Origin of the sequence: Henriciella pelagia, from assembly GCF_002088945.1 — a bacterium.
GTDB lineage: Bacteria > Pseudomonadota > Alphaproteobacteria > Caulobacterales > Hyphomonadaceae > Henriciella > Henriciella pelagia.
In genome coordinates, this window is record NZ_NCSU01000007.1 from 403,463 (window position 1) to 418,366 (window position 14,904).

The following is a 14,904-nucleotide window of genomic DNA, read 5'->3' on the forward strand; positions in this document are numbered from 1 at the left end:
TAACCTCCCGTCAATCTCGGTTAACGGCGGCTTAACCAAAGCGGCGTTCTCATGCTCCCCGAGGAAACAACGGGGAGCCATCATGACCACCAGCCTTCTGCAGAACGTGATCGTCGCGCATCGCTGCCGCTCGACGCATCACTTCATCGCGATGGAAGCGCTCAATCATATTGATGGCCCCGACGCGGATGACTGGCGAAACCTGCTCCTGGCAGAGCATATGTGGCTGCTGGAAGGGGCGAAGGCGCCTGACACCGACTTCAAGGACTTCAAGAACCACGTCCTCCATGTCTCCGAAGGCAACTGGGGCGGCGCGCAGGATGCCGCCACCGAATGGTATGGCCGCGCGGTCGAGGCCCTCCGCGACAGGAAATGGGGCTACGCCGCCTATGCGCTCGGCGTGATGAGCCACTATTATTCAGACCCGTGTCAGCCCTTCCATACCGGCCAGACCGAAGAGGAAGGTTCCATCCACCGCGCCGTCGAATGGTCGATTGCCAAGTCACGGGACGAGATCGTCCGCCGCATTGAGGCAAAAGGCTACCCTGACGTGCCGGCTGGCGATGGACCGGGATTTGTTGCTGACATGGTGCTGGCCGGTGCGCAGCGCTCTCACCCGCACTATCAGACCTTCATCGATCATTACGATATTGATGTCGGCGCGAAGAACCCGCCTGCCGGGCTCGACGACACGATGCTCGACGCCATTGCCGACCTTTGCGCCTATGCCACCAAGGGCATCGCGACGCTCTATGTGCGCGCCATCAAGGAAGCGAAGGTCAAACCCAGGAAGGTGAACCTGAAGCTGCGCGGCTATCTCGCCACGCTCGACATTCCCATCCGCTGGGTCACCAAGAAGATGGACAATGCCGCCGACCGGGCGATCGTGACCAAGATGTACAAGGAGCTTCAGGAGACCGGAAAGGTCATCAAGTCGCTCCCCGATGACGACAAGGCGATCCGCAAGGTCCACGCCCGCGACGTGCTGCGCATGCCGATTGAAAAGCTCGACGCGCTTGCACCCAGACCAACCGGCACGAAACACACCCCGCGCATCATCGAGCCTGACGTCAAACAGGTCGAGCCCGCGCCAATGCAGGAAGCGGTGCCCGTTCCAGAACCTGTTGCTGCAGCGCCTGTGGAAGAGGCGCCGCTGCCAGAGCCCGCTGTCGACACCGTGCCGGAACAGGAGGCCGAGACTGCGCCTGTCGCCGATACAGAGCCTGAAGCGGACGAAACGCCAGCCGCGTCCCGCGATCCGGTCATCGTCTCGGCAGCCTCCGAACTCACCCTGGACAGCGACGTTGTCGACGCGCCTTCCATCGGGCCAAAGACCGCCGAACGCCTTGCCAAGATCGGCATCACCACGATAGCCGATCTGCTCGACGCCAATCCGATGGACAGCGCCGACGCCCTCGACACCGGCTACATCACGCCGGAAAGCTTCGCGGACTGGCAGGACCAGGCGCGCCTCAAGATGGCCCTGCCGAGCCTGCGGGTGCACGATGTGCAAATCCTCGTCGGCGCCGGCTATCGCAGTCTCGAGGCGGTCGCCAATGCCAGCGCCTCAGAGCTTCTCAAGGCCTCCATAGCCTTTGTCGAGACCCCCGAAGCGCGCCGCATCATTTCCGGCTCAAGCGCCCCCGACGCCGAAGAAATCAACAGCTGGATCGGCATGGCGAAGGACGTGGGCTGATCGTCCTGTTGCACCCGCCTTCCCTTTCGCGCGCTTAGCGCGTATAATCTCTGCCGTTAGGAATAATTCCCCTTCTGGAACCCTGACCGCCCGGCCGAAAGGTCGGGCGGCTTGCGTTTCGGGACCAAGCAAACGGAGCCCAAAATGGCCGAAATTCTGATGCCAAAGGCGACAGCAGTCTGGCTGATCGACAATACAACGCTTTCCTTTGACCAGATCGCGGACCTGTGCGGCCTGCACAAGCTGGAAGTCAAGGGCATTGCCGATGGCGACGTTGCCGAGAACATGCGCGGCGTGGACCCGATCTCGCGCGGTGAGCTTACCCGTGAGGAAATCCGCAAGGGCGAAGAGAATCCGGACTACCGCCTGCACGTGGCCGAGTCGAAGATCGCTCACATCCCGCAGCCAAAGCGGAAGGGCGCCCGCTATACGCCGGTCGCTCGCCGCGCCGACAAGCCGGATGCGATTGCCTGGTTCATCCGCAACCACCCTGAGGTTTCCGACCCGCAGATCTCCAAGCTGATCGGCACGACCAAGGCGACCATCACCAATGTCCGCGAGAAAACCCACTGGAACTCGCAGAACATCAAACCGGTCGACCCTGTGACCCTCGGCCTTTGTTCACAGATCGAGCTGGACGAAGTCGTCAACAAGGCCGTTGACCGCCGCAAGAAACTCGACGCGATGAAGGAAAGCGAAGGCCCGGGCCTCAAACCAGCCGAGGAAGCCGACGCGGCCTCCGAAGCCGAGCAGTCTTCCTCCGACAGCAATGAGCCAAACGCCGACGACGTCTTCAGCGCGTTCAAGGACTAGGCACCCCACCCCGACCCTCCCATGAAGGGGAAGGGGGATGGCGGCGCGCCAAGATACAGGTATTTTGGCAGCGACCTCATGGGTCGACTTCGCTCACCATGTCGGCCTTGAATGCAACGTAAGAAAAAGCCCGACATGGTGAGCGAAGTCGAACCATAGCGGGCGATAAGCGTAAACTTTGAAACCATCGCCTCCCTCTGGGGAGGGTCGGGGTGGGCCGCCGCATCACCTGCTTATCGGATCAGCGCTTTCCCGCCTTGCGCACCGCATCGGCCAGCGAGTGTTTCGCGCTTCCCGGCCGCAGGGGCTTTGGCTGGCTCGCATCAGGCGCCCAGCCGGACAGCCAGACAACATTGAATGTCGCCCTCAGCCGCCCGTCCGGGTCGGCAAAGCGCTCGGCATAGATTTCCGCCATGCGAGCGAGGATGCGCGGCGAGAGCGGCCGGCGCGGCGCTTTCTCATTTGCCGCAAACGCGGCCTGTTCGCCCATGCCCTTGAGGTCAGCGAGTAGCCGGAAGGGGTCCCCATAACGCACTGTCACTGTCTCAAGATCGACCACTGGCAGCGCAAATCCCGCCCGCTGCATCAGCCCGGCCATGTCCTGCAGCCCCGGCAGTGGCGAGACACGCGGTGCAGCCCCGCCTGTCAGCTCTGTTTCCGCTTCTATCAGGCTGGTGCGCAATTCGCTGAGCGTTCCCGCCCCGAACAGGCAGCCGAGGAACAGCCCATCCGGCTTGAGCGCCTGCCGGATCTGGATAAGCGCGCCGGGCAAGTCATTCACCCAGTGCAGCGCCAGCACGCTGGTCACCAGATCATAGGTCGCATCCGGCAGGCCAAAGGTCTCACCGGCAATCCCGCGCGCCTCGACACCCCTTGCCATTGCCAGGGCCCGAAGCCGCGGCGACGCCTCAAGCGCCTCAATCGCCGCAACCTGCGGATGCGCCGCAAGCATTTCGGTCGCTGTGCCATCATGCGCCCCGAAATCCAGCGCCCGCTGGAAGGTCCGGGAAACGTCTTCCAGCCGTTCAATGAGTTGACTCGACTCCCGGCGTTTCAGGAAGTCATATTCGCCATAGGTTCCGGCGGCCCGGTCGCGGTGCATTTGCACCTGGGCAGCGTCGAACAGCTTGGGTGGGGTTGGTGTCATGGGGCTCGATATGCACCGCATGTCGCGTGCAGCAAAGACCGGACTGCGGTCGATTGGCAGTTTTGTGTGGCCTTCGCGCTCACTTGTCTCTGGCGATCATCATGGCGGCGATGGCCTGATCTCGCCTGAAGACTTCGCCCGGCTGACCTTTCTCACTGGCGCAGGCTGCCAGACCTGCGCCCTGCCACTCGAGGCCGACCTCGGCGATGCCGGCATTTGCGGTGCGTGTGCAGCAAGGCCGCCGAAATGGGACGCTGCCCGCGCCGCCCTGCAATATGATGACGCCTCGCGCAAACCCGTGCTTGACCTCAAACGCGCTGGCCGCCGTGAGGGGCTCGCCACCTATGCCCGCTGGATGGCCCTAGCCGGGCAGGACCTGCTTGACCAGGCCGACCTGATTGTCCCGGTTCCACTGCACTACAGGCGGCTCGCGGCACGCGGCTACAACCAGTCGGGCTGGCTCGCCGCAGCCCTGTCCCGCCAGACGGGAAAACCGGTCTGCCACGATGCGCTGAAGCGCACGCGCGCCACGCCAAGCCAGGGAACCCGCTCGGCGCGTGAGCGTCATCTCAATGTGCGTGGTGCATTCGCGGCCCGCCGCAGTCGGCTCAGTCGCATCGAAGGCGCGCGTATCCTGCTGGTCGACGACGTCTTCACCACTGGCGCGACGCTTGCAGCGTGCACCCGTGCCCTGAAAAAGGGCAAGGCGGCCAAGGTGCATGTGCTGGTGCTCGCGCGCGTTGTCAGGCCTTCGGACGTCACCATATAGATGGACGACACCAAACTCTGGAGCTCGAATGTCCAAAGTCACTATCTATACGCGCGGCTTTTGTCCCTACTGTTCACGGGCCGTATCCCTTCTGAAGACGAAGGGTGCCGATTTCACCGAAATCGATGCTGGCATGGACCCGGACAAGAAAGCTGAAATGATTCAACGTTCCAATGGTGGACGAACCTTCCCGCAGATCTTTGTGGGAAATACGCATATTGGCGGCTGCGACGAAATGTTTGCGCTCGACCGCGCCGGCAAGCTTGACCCGATGCTGCAGGGAGCCTGACGAGACACGAAAATGATCCGCTACGCCCTCGAATGCCAGGATTGTGATGCAACCTTTGACGGCTGGTTCGCCTCGTCGGACGGCTTCGACACGCAGGTCGAGGCCGGACAGGTGATCTGCCCTTCCTGCTCAGGCACCGCAGTGCGAAAGCAGGTCATGGCCCCGTCAGTACGTCCCTCCGAAAAGGCCGGCGCGAGCGATCCTGAAAAAGTCTTCGGCAAGCTCGCCGCAAAGGCGCGCCAGCACATCGCCGAAAATTACGACTATGTTGGCGACGGCTTTGCCGAGGAAGCGCGCTCAATGTTTTATGGCGAACGCGAGCACAAGCCCATCTGGGGCGAGACCACGCCAGAAGAGCGCGAAGCCCTCCGCGAAGAAGGCGTTCCAGCGACGCCCCTTCACCCGGCTTTCGCGCCGAAAAAACAACCCGACAAGTCGAGACTGAACTAGCTTGCCACGCCCGGTTGCAGCCCGCGACCACTTGGCCGCTTGACGCTCGCACACGTATAAATAAAACGGCGTGCAAGACCCCCGCTTTGGAGACGACCAATGGCCGAGAGCAATTACACACATGGCGAGATGAAGATCGACGCCCAGTCCAAAATGTATTCCGGCTTCATGAAGGCCAGCGCCTGGGGCAGCCTGATCCTCCTGATTTCCGTCGGCTATATGGTGTTCACCCTGTCCATGGGCATGAACTGGCTTGTCGCGCTCGCCCTGATGGCGGGTACCGGTATCGCCATTGGCGTCGGCATGGGCTTTGGTGGCGCATGGATCGCGACCGTGATCGGCCTCACCGGCCTCGCCCTCTTCATCCAGCTGATTATCGCCCTCGTCAGCATGATGATGTAGCCGGTTGCCTCAGAGCGACCGCACCCAGTTCCTGACATCTTCAACAAACAGCTCCGGCACTTCCATCGCAGCGAAATGCCCACCCTTCGGCATGTCTGACCAGTGGGTGATATTATAGACCCGTTCCGCCCAGCTGCGCGGCGGGGCCATGATATAGGTCTCCCCCGGATAGTTCGCGAAACCGGTTGGCACCTCGATGCGCTTGCCTTCTGGCAGGACACCGCCGCCCTCGAGGAAGAAGGCCGCATAGTACCAGACCGAAGTCGCAATCGCCTCGTTGACGAGATAGAGCATGACATTGGTCAGCAGCTGGTCGCGCGAATAGACGCTGAAGAGGTCACCATCCGTCAGGTCCGACCAGCCGTGGAACTTCTCAAGGATCCACGCCGCCGTTCCCATCGGTGAGTCCATGAGCGCCATTGCCAGCGTCTGCGGCTTGGTCGACTGCTGCATGAGATAGGTGCCCTCGGCCTGCATCGCGGCCTGGCTCTGGACGATCCAGCGTTTCTCCTCTTCCGACTGCGGTGTCGCCGGATTGGGCCGCAGTGCCATCATGTTGAGATGGATTGCCCTGCAGCCGCCACCGGATGCCGGACTGTGACTGAAGCCGAGCCAGGAAGTCACCATGCTGCCCCAGTCCCCGCCCTGGGCGAGGTAAGTGTCATAGCCGAGCACATCGCGCATCAGCGCGTCGAACAGCTCAGCTGTGCGCCTCTGGCCAATCGGTGAGGCAGGCTTGCCGGAAAAGGCGTAACCCGGCAGGGACGGGATTACGAGATCGAACGCGTCTTCGGCCTTGCCGCCATGCTGCGTAGGAAAGGCGAGCGGGCCGATCACCTCGAAGAATTCGTAGAATGAGCCCGGCCAGCCATGCGTCAGCAGCAGGGGCCGCTTGCCGCCTGCCTCGCCGACAATGTGCAGGAAGTGCAGCTCCTGTCCGTCAACTTCAGCCTTGAAATGCGGCCAGGCATTGAGCTCGGCCTCGACCTTCCGCCAGTCATAGCCATTCAGCCAGTACGCCTGGATGTCCTTCATCACCGGGGCGGACATACCGAACTGCCAGTCGCCGCCGGTCTCTGGGGCCGGGAACCAGCGATAGTCGCGCACGCGTTGGCGAATGCGCTCCAGAACCTGCTGGCGGATATCGATTTGAAAGGGCTGCGGCTCGCTCATGCTCGTCTCCGTTCGGAACCTGTCCGAACAAGGCCAGCAGGGCCGCTGCGTCAATTCTCTCGCTGCGGAAAGAGGCTACTTAGCTGAAGCCATCATTAACGGAGTTGAAATTCTCACTGGTGCTTGAGCCGACAGCCGTCACAGCGCCCACAATGGCGATCACCATCAGACCGAGAAGCAGGCCATATTCGACGGCTGCCGCACCACGTGAGTCGCCGAGAAAACGCTGAGACAGATGACGGATCATATCGACCTCTTCAAAAACGCGCCGCCAGATCCGCAAAGAGCGGGATGTCTGCCGGCGGCGCAGGATACTTATCTAGATCGGCTGGCTTGACCCACTCGAGCGTCTGCCCTTCGAGCGCAACAGGCTCACCATCCCAATCACTTACGGCGAAAAGTGGCATCAAAAGGTGAAAGTCAGGATAATCGAAACTCGCAAAATTAATCGGTTCCAGGTTTTCCGGATCGACCGCAATCTGTAGTTCCTCTTTCAGTTCGCGCGCCAGGGCGATGGCCGGTGTCTCGCCCGGTTCGACCTTGCCGCCCGGAAACTCCCAAAGCCCCGCCATCGCCTTTCCCGGCGGCCTCTGGGCGAGCAGAATCCGCCCTTCGCCGTCAAAGATCGCCGCCGCCGAAACCAGCAGAAGCTTCTTCGTCATGTCCGGTAGGCGCCGTTAATGTCGACATAGGCGTGCGTGAGGTCGCAGGTCCAGACGGTCCACGCCTCGTCGCCCGCCGCAACATCGACACGAATGCTGATATGGTCCTGCGCAAAGTGCGCGCTTGCGGCCGCCTCATCGTAGCCCGGTGCCCGCAGGCCTCCTTCCGCAATCAGCAGGTCGCCGAACCAGATCCGCATATTGTCGCGAACGATCGGCTCGAGCGATTTGCCGACCGCCATGACGATCCGGCCCCAATTGGCATCTCCCGCCGCAATCGCCGTCTTTACCAGCGGCGAATTTGCGATGCTGAGACCAATCGTCTTGGCCGACTGCGCCGTGACCGCATTCTCCACACAGATCTCGACGAATTTTGTCGCGCCCTCGCCATCCTTGACCAGCTGGTGCGCGAGATTACGGAACACGTCATAGAGCGCTTCCCTGAATGCATCCAGGCGTGGGTCGGACCCGTCCTCAATCAGAGGCGCGCCGGATGACCCGGTGGCAAACAGCATGCAGGTGTCGGACGTCGACGTGTCACCGTCCACCGTCACCGAGTTCAGCGTCGGATCGACCACTTCGCGCAGCAATTCGTCCAGGACGTCCGGCGCGATGGCGGCGTCGGTGAAGACATAGCAGAGCATGGTTGCCATGTTCGGCATGATCATGCCAGAGCCTTTCAGAATGCCCGTAATCGCAACCGGCACACCGTCAATCTCGGTCTCTGTCCCGGCCCCCTTGGGATAGGTATCGGTGGTCGAGAAGGCCCGCGCGCATGCTTCCCAGTCAGGCGTGCCCAGCGCCGCGTTTAGCTGCGGCAGCATCTTGCCGACATAGGCTGGGTCTGGCAGCGGCTCACCGATAACGCCTGTTGCAGCAAGAAAGCACTGTTCCTTCGGCACACCCAGCGTCTCGACCATCGCCGTCAGCGTCGCTTCATTCTTCTGCACGCCCGCAACACCGGTGAAGGCGTTGGAATTGCCTGCATTGACGACGACGGCACGCCCGCTTCCTTTCCCCTGAAGCAGGGCCTCACGGCACCATTCGACATCTGCCGATGCCGTATGCGACCGGGTAAACACGCCGGCCACGCTCGTGCCTTCCGGCATCAGGAACAGGAACACGTCATCACGCTCGATACCGCGCTTGGCATAGAAGCCGCGTGAGGCCGTCGCAGCCTGTACACCCTTGATGGCCGGAAGCGCTGGAAAGCTCGCTGGCGCGAATGGGGAGGGTTTCAGCTTCATTCTTCTACAGGACCTTCATCCTCATCCGGTTCAACTGTCTCAATCGGCGGATCGCCATCCTCGCCGGCCGGTCCTGCGCCATCGCCTGCCTCATCGACCATGGATGGCGGCACCATGGCCCGTCCACCATCGCGCTGCTCAATTCTCGCGCTGACCCGCAGCTCCCTCAGGATCTGGCTGATCTTGGTGAAGGTGAGATAGGTCACGATTTCGGGACGCATCTCCTCCTTGGTCTTGGGCGGGCGCGTTCGCCGCTGCTCGACCTTGAGGATATGCCAGCCCTGCTCGGATTCGAACGGCTCGGAAATCTCACCCACAGGCGTGTCAGCAATAATGGAGGGAAAGGGGTCGATCATCTCGTTCGGGGAAACCCAGCCAAACGACCCGCCATCCAGCCGCGTTCGCGTGTCCTTGGAAAACTCGAATGCAAGCGCTGTGAAGTCCTCGCCGCCGCGCGCCCGCGGCAGGACGGCCGCCGCCTGTTCCTGGCTCTCGAACAGGATGTGGCGGATGCGGACCTCATCATCAATCTGCTGCAGTTTCACCTGCTCGTCATACATCTGGTTGATCGCCTCTTCGGTGACCTCCGTCGCGACAAGGTCTTCCATCAGGAAATTCCCGAGAAGGCGCTCGCGGGCTGTCTCCAGCCGTCTTTGGGCTTGCGGCGTGCGATCCAGTCCGCGCCGCACAGCCTCCTGGGCGAGCAGGCGCTGGTCGATGAGCTGTTCCAGGACAAGCTGGTATTCGGTGTGGTCGGGGCCGAATGGCTCGCCCGCTTCAATCCGGCCCTGCGCAACCGCTTCGAGCTCGACATCGGAAATGAAGATCGGCTCGCCATTCACCACCGCTGCGGTAGACGCGTCGAATCCGACCGGGCTGCGGACGGGGTTCGTGAACTCCGTGTCACATGAAGCCAAGACCAGTCCGGCCGACAGGCACAGACCGAGGAGCAAAGTCCGGGAGGATTTCATGCATTTTCCCTTCTGATTCACCTACAGCCGCCCGCATTGACACCCCTGAGCCGCGTTCTTAAGTCTCCGGCGGGTACTGGTCGAGAGGTTAGTGTGCCCATTCGCATACACTTCCGTGTGCACCTCCTGTAAAGAAGTTCAAGGCAGGAGGGCCTAACCAAGTCAACCGCGTAGATTGGTGCGAGACCATATGCTCTCAGTTGCCCGCAAGATTTTCGGCTCCTCGAACGACAGGCGGATCAAGCCGATGCGCAAGCGCGTCGAGAAGATCAACGCCCTCGAAGCAAGCATGCAGGCGCTCAGTGACGCTGAGCTGAAAGCCAAGACCGCAGAATTCAGGAAGCGCCTTGATGAGGGCGCAAGCCTTGATGACCTGCTCGAAGAAGCCTTTGCCGTAGTTCGCGAAGCCTCTGTCCGCTCGCTCGGCATGCGGCATTTTGACGTCCAGCTAATCGGCGGCATGGTCCTCCACCAGGGCTCCATCGCGGAAATGCGCACTGGTGAGGGCAAGACGCTTGTCGCAACGCTCGCCGTCTATCTCAATGCGCTTGCCGGCAAGGGCGTGCACGTCATTACCGTCAACGATTATCTCGCCAGCCGCGACGCCGACTGGATGGGCAAGCTCTATGGCTTCCTCGGCATGAGCACGGGCGTCATCGTCCATGGCCTCAATGACCAGGAACGCAAGGCAGCCTATGCCTGCGACATCACCTACGGCACGAACAATGAGTTCGGATTCGACTATCTGCGCGACAATATGAAATACTCGCTCGACCAGATGGCGCAGCGCGGTCACGCCTATGCCATCGTTGACGAGGTCGACTCCATCCTGATCGACGAAGCGCGCACGCCGCTGATCATTTCCGGTCCGACCGATGACCGCTCCGACCTGTACCGCACCATTGATGCGCTGATTCCCAAGCTCGATGATGAAACCGATATCGAGCTCGACGAGAAGCAGCGCTCTGTCATCTTCACCGAAGACGGCATGGAGAAGATGGAGCAGATGCTGGAAGAGGCAGGCCTGCTCGAGGGCTCGCTCTGGGACCCGCACAACGTCACCATCGTCCACCACTCCAACCAGGCGCTGCGCGCCCACAAGCTTTTCCACCGCGACAAGGACTATCTGATGAAGGACGGCCAGGTCATGCTGGTCGACGAGTTCACCGGGCGCATGATGGAAGGCCGCCGCCTTTCCGAAGGCCTCCACCAGGCGATCGAGGCCAAGGAAGGCGTCGAGATCAAGCCGGAAAACCAGACGCTCGCCTCCATCACCTTCCAGAACTATTTCCGCCTTTACGAAAAGCTCGCCGGCATGACCGGTACAGCCATTACCGAAGCGGCTGAATTTGCCGACATCTACAAGCTGGAAGTGTTCCAGCTGCCGACGAACAAGCCGATTCAGCGGATCGACGAGGACGACGTCGTCTACCGGGTCGCCTCTGCGAAGTATCAGGAAATCATCAAGGAAGTGCGCGACGCCCGCGCCAAGGGCCAGCCGGTCCTGCTCGGTACCGCTTCCATCGAGAAGTCCGAGATCATCTCCACCCTGCTGACGCAGGCCAAGATCCCGCACAAGGTGCTGAACGCCCGTCACCACGAGAAAGAAGCCGAGATCATCGCCGATGCCGGCCTTCCGGGCGCCGTCACGGTTGCGACCAACATGGCTGGCCGCGGCACCGATATCCAGCTCGGCGGCAACCTTGAAATGCGCCTCTGGAAAGCGATTGACGCGTTCAAGGAAAAACATGGCCGCGACCCTTCCGAAGAGGAAGAAAAGGCGATGGAAGCCGAGCTCAAGGCCGACATCGAGGTCGGCAAGAAGGAAGCGCTCGCCGCAGGCGGTCTCTTCGTTCTCGGCACCGAGCGCCATGAAAGCCGCCGCATCGATAACCAGCTGCGCGGCCGGACAGGCCGTCAGGGCGACCCCGGCAAGTCGAAATTCTTCATTTCGGTCGAGGATGACCTGATGCGCGTCTTCGCAGCAGACCGCCTCAACTCGATCATGAAGAGCCTCGGCATCAAGGAAGACGAAGGCATCACCCATCCGTGGATGAACAAGGCCATCGAAACCTCCCAGAAGAAGATCGAGCAGCGCAATTTCGAGATCCGCAAGAACGTCCTCAAATATGACGACGTCATCAACGACCAGCGCAAGGCCATCTTTGAACAGCGCCGCGAATTCATGCACGCCAACAATGTCACCGCTGTCGTCACCGACATGCGCCATGACGTGATTGACGGCCTCGTCGCCATTGCCATGCCGCCCAAGGCGTTTGCCGAACAGTGGGACGTCACCGGACTCACCGAAACGCTCAAGTCGGAACTCGGCCTTGAGCTTCCGATCGCCAAATGGGCTGCCGAGGAAGGCGTTGCCAATGACGAGATTGCAGAGCGCATCCGCGTCGCCGCCGACCAGGCCTTCGAACAGAAGGTCGAGCAGGTCAGCAAGCAACAGATGCAGCAGATCGAGAAGCAGGTCCTCCTGCAGGTCCTCGACGGCCGCTGGCGCCAGCACCTGCAGCAGATCGACCAGCTTCGCTCGGTCATCCACCTGCGCTCCTATGGTCAGCGCGATCCGCTGAACGAATTCAAGGAAGAAGCCTTCAAGCTCTTCAATGACCTGCTCGACACGATGCGCACTGAAGTTACGCGCATCCTGATGAACATCCGCATCGCGCCGCCCGCCACCGAGGACCAGCGCGCCGAGATGGCCGCGGCCCGTGAACAGTTGCTGCGCCGCGAACAGGCCCTGTCGAGCACGCAGGAAACCCACCTCAACCCTGACACCGGCGACAATGAAATGACGCCGGGCGTTGTTGAAGGCCCGAACGATCCGCATGCAGGCCCGCCCCTGCACCAGGCCGAAGAAGACTGGTCGAAGACGCCGCGCAATTCGCCCTGCCCCTGCGGCTCGGGCAAGAAGTACAAGCACTGCCACGGCTCTCTCACGGGCGCTGACCAGCAACAGGTCTGATTTCAGGCCGGACACCAGACAAGCAAAAGGCCGCCCCGTCCGGAGCGGCCTTTTCTTCTGGACCTCTGTCAGTGGCTAGCTTTTCCACTTCTCGAGCTGGCGGGCAAACCAGTCGCGTCCGCCCCAGCCAAAGCCGATACCGATCGCGACGGCGAGACCGACAGACACGCCCATGACGAGCATTTCGGCCACGTTCAGCACGAATTCACCGCCCGTCGGGTCGAGTTCCATGCGCGAAATGCCAAGAATGATGGCGAGGCCGACAATCACCCATTTCACCACCATCGCCGCCGTATCGCTGACGCCAGAGCCTGTCGCAGCCATGGCGCTGCTCACCAGCCGCGCAATGATGACGCCAACCACGATGATCACCGCGCCGAAGACAATCGATGCGGCAAGGTCAAGCACAGTATAGGTGGCGTTGGTCAGCACATCGAATTCCAGCGCCCGCAGCGCCTGGATAAGCCCCAGCAGCACGATGAAGAACAGGGCACCCTTGGCGATGATGCTGGAGGCCGTCAGCCCCTTGTCAGCGCCCTTGAAGAGACCAAGTTCAGCGACCGCGGAATCGACACCAAAGCCCGGCAGCGTGCGCATGATGAGATTGTGCACGAACCGGCCGATCAGCACGAAGACCGTCAGCAGGATCGCCGCAATCAGGATACGCGGAATGGCCGAAACAATGTCGCGAAGCATCTCGTTCGCCGGCCCCGATATCGCATCGATGGCGAGGATGTCGAACGCCGCAATTGCGCCGAGAATGCCGATAATCGCCGCCAGAACAGTCGCTGTGATGCCGGAAATATTGACCGGTCCGGACGCAATGCCGAGTTGCTGTGGAACAGGATCGGCAAAGACAAACACCGCCTTCGCTGTCTTCTGCACGACATTCGCAACGATCATGAACAGGACAAAGATAATCACAGCCCCGAATATGTTCGGCAGGTAGCCAAGCACATCGGCCAGCATATTGTTCAGCGGATCGACAATCTGCCGGAGTTCAAGCCTTGTCAGTGCCTGTATTACGCCGATCAGCATCACGATCCAGAAGGCCGCTATCCCCAGGCTGTCTCCCAGGGACTTGGTCGCCTTTCCGTCTGGATCGACCGGGCCCTTGCCGAAACCGGTCTTGTTGATCGCCGCCGATATGACCCATTTCACCAGGAGTGCAACGAGATAGGCTGCAATAAGTATTGCGATGGCAAAGAGTATCTTTGGCCCGTAATCCTGCACCTGTTGTACAGTATTGTTCCAAAATTCTTCCATGGAATCACCCCTTTCGCTCCGGGGTTCCGGATGGAACCCTTAAGAGATAGTAAGGAATGAACTAGGCAGAAGTTCCAGAAAGTCGCGGATTATTTGAAAATTCTGTCAGGCTCGCGCGCCAATTCATATGCCACATGGCGCTGCAGCCTGTCGGTCACCTCTGCCGCCTCGCCTGCCAGAGCGTCGGGCTCGATGAGCGGCCCGAAATGCATGTCAAACCGGGCGCGCTTCTTGTTCAGCAACTCATGAAACAGCGTAATATCGCGCAGCTCGCCATTGATCTGGCTTAGTTTGTAAAACAACCAGGAATTTTTCGCTTTCACATGTAGTGGCGCAATCGGGGCCTTCTGCTTTCGCGCAAGGCTGACCACAGTGGGAAACCAGTCCTGCTCGCTCAGCACCCCGTCAATCCGCTTGGCGAGCTTGCCGGACGGGAAGATGACAACGCACTTTTCCTGCTCGAACGCTTCGGCCGCACGCTTCAGCGTCTCACGCGTCTTGGCCGGCGAACGCTTCGATGCAACCCATTCAATGGGAATGATCACGTCCTGAAATTGAGGATTCACCCGGATCGCATCGGCATTGGCAAAGAAGACAATGTCCTGACGCTTCTGCATGAGTGCGTCCCACACTGCCACACCATCAGCGAGCCCTGTCGGATGGTTCGCCGCGACAACCACGCGGCCTTTCTCGGGCAGGTGGTGAAGCTGGTCGATCGAAACATCGACCTGGAGTTCCTGCGAGAGGTATTCGAAGGAGCGCCGCCCGTTCAGCTGCATCAGCGCATCCGCCATGGACCGCGCCTTGCGATAGCCGAGCATGGAGTAGAGGGCCGGACGCACGACTGGCCAGGTCCAGTGCGAGACAAAACTCGGGCACCTCTCCTCGATCAGCGTGTCCACAATGTGCGTGTCGGTGTCCGGTAGGCCTTCAAGAAAGACTGAGGCCTGGTAATTTTTTTTGATTGCCTCTTCCATGCTCTTTTCCTGCCTGCCCCCAGATCTTGCGTCTGAATCGCCTGTCATTGCTCAGTTTAGCACGG

15 protein-coding genes are annotated in these 14,904 nt (G+C 60.9%); 7 read left to right on the top strand and 8 right to left on the bottom strand.

What is annotated here, in order from left to right; all coding sequences use genetic code 11:
* The first annotated feature begins 82 nt into the window (after window positions 1-82).
* Together B8746_RS04640 and B8746_RS04645 are read left to right on the top strand one after the other, a co-directional pair.
* On the top strand, window positions 83-1,696 hold the full coding sequence (locus B8746_RS04640; protein WP_084392059.1) for a DUF4332 domain-containing protein: 1,614 nt from the start codon (window positions 83-85) through the stop codon (window positions 1,694-1,696).
* A 144-nt stretch (window positions 1,697-1,840) separates the two neighbouring features.
* Entirely contained in the window at window positions 1,841-2,509 is a 669-nt protein-coding gene (locus tag B8746_RS04645) for a DUF1013 domain-containing protein (protein ID WP_084392060.1), read from the top strand.
* A 241-nt stretch (window positions 2,510-2,750) separates the two neighbouring features.
* Here the strand turns inward: B8746_RS04645 and B8746_RS04650 are convergent, their stop codons facing one another.
* Window positions 2,751-3,656, bottom strand: a complete 906-nt coding sequence (locus B8746_RS04650; protein WP_084392061.1) for a methyltransferase domain-containing protein — start codon at window positions 3,654-3,656, stop codon at window positions 2,751-2,753.
* Between B8746_RS04650 and B8746_RS04655 the strand changes: the two genes are divergently transcribed.
* The 4 genes from B8746_RS04655 (at window position 3,655) to B8746_RS04670 (ending at window position 5,566) form a co-directional block, all read left to right on the top strand.
* Complete coding sequence (locus tag B8746_RS04655) at window positions 3,655-4,425, top strand: ComF family protein (RefSeq protein ID WP_084392062.1); 771 nt, start codon at window positions 3,655-3,657, stop codon at window positions 4,423-4,425. The genes B8746_RS04650 and B8746_RS04655 overlap by 2 nt on opposite strands.
* A 28-nt stretch (window positions 4,426-4,453) precedes the next feature.
* Entirely contained in the window at window positions 4,454-4,714 is a 261-nt protein-coding gene (grxC, locus tag B8746_RS04660; RefSeq protein ID WP_084392063.1) for a glutaredoxin 3, read from the top strand.
* Window positions 4,715-4,726: 12 nt separating this feature from the next.
* Complete coding sequence (locus B8746_RS04665) at window positions 4,727-5,164, top strand: DUF1178 family protein (protein ID WP_084392064.1); 438 nt, start codon at window positions 4,727-4,729, stop codon at window positions 5,162-5,164.
* Window positions 5,165-5,263: 99 nt separating this feature from the next.
* Complete coding sequence (locus tag B8746_RS04670; RefSeq protein WP_084392065.1) at window positions 5,264-5,566, top strand: aa3-type cytochrome c oxidase subunit IV; 303 nt, start codon at window positions 5,264-5,266, stop codon at window positions 5,564-5,566.
* Between the two features lie 9 nt (window positions 5,567-5,575).
* Here the strand turns inward: B8746_RS04670 and B8746_RS04675 are convergent, their stop codons facing one another.
* The 5 genes from B8746_RS04675 to B8746_RS04695 form a co-directional block, all read right to left on the bottom strand.
* Window positions 5,576-6,739 (bottom strand): epoxide hydrolase family protein, encoded by a 1,164-nt coding sequence (locus B8746_RS04675; protein ID WP_084392066.1) that lies wholly within the window; start codon window positions 6,737-6,739, stop codon window positions 5,576-5,578.
* A gap of 79 nt (window positions 6,740-6,818) precedes the next feature.
* Window positions 6,819-6,986 carry a Flp family type IVb pilin gene (locus B8746_RS04680; RefSeq protein ID WP_084392067.1) on the bottom strand — a complete coding sequence of 56 codons (168 nt, stop codon included), beginning with the start codon at window positions 6,984-6,986 and terminating at the stop codon, window positions 6,819-6,821.
* Between the two features lie 10 nt (window positions 6,987-6,996).
* The gene (gene mutT, locus B8746_RS04685; RefSeq protein WP_084392068.1) at window positions 6,997-7,401 is read right to left on the bottom strand and encodes an 8-oxo-dGTP diphosphatase MutT; all 405 of its coding nucleotides are present in this window, start codon (window positions 7,399-7,401) and stop codon (window positions 6,997-6,999) included.
* Window positions 7,398-8,648 carry a bifunctional glutamate N-acetyltransferase/amino-acid acetyltransferase ArgJ gene (argJ, locus tag B8746_RS04690; RefSeq protein WP_084392069.1) on the bottom strand — a complete coding sequence of 417 codons (1,251 nt, stop codon included), beginning with the start codon at window positions 8,646-8,648 and terminating at the stop codon, window positions 7,398-7,400. The genes mutT and argJ overlap by 4 nt, the downstream gene beginning before the upstream one ends.
* Window positions 8,645-9,619: a peptidylprolyl isomerase gene (locus B8746_RS04695; RefSeq protein ID WP_084392070.1), complete on the bottom strand. Its 975-nt coding sequence runs from the start codon at window positions 9,617-9,619 to the stop codon at window positions 8,645-8,647. The genes argJ and B8746_RS04695 overlap by 4 nt, the downstream gene beginning before the upstream one ends.
* Window positions 9,620-9,809: 190 nt before the next feature.
* Here B8746_RS04695 and secA point away from each other — a divergent pair, with 190 nt between their 5' ends.
* Complete coding sequence (secA, locus tag B8746_RS04700; protein ID WP_084392071.1) at window positions 9,810-12,596, top strand: preprotein translocase subunit SecA; 2,787 nt, start codon at window positions 9,810-9,812, stop codon at window positions 12,594-12,596.
* A 75-nt stretch (window positions 12,597-12,671) separates the two neighbouring features.
* Here the strand turns inward: secA and B8746_RS04705 are convergent, their stop codons facing one another.
* Window positions 12,672-13,862, bottom strand: a complete 1,191-nt coding sequence (locus B8746_RS04705) for a mechanosensitive ion channel (RefSeq protein WP_084392072.1) — start codon at window positions 13,860-13,862, stop codon at window positions 12,672-12,674.
* 89 nt (window positions 13,863-13,951) lie between these two features.
* Window positions 13,952-14,839 (bottom strand): 1-acyl-sn-glycerol-3-phosphate acyltransferase, encoded by an 888-nt coding sequence (locus B8746_RS04710; protein WP_084392073.1) that lies wholly within the window; start codon window positions 14,837-14,839, stop codon window positions 13,952-13,954.
* Window positions 14,840-14,904: the final 65 nt, after the last annotated feature.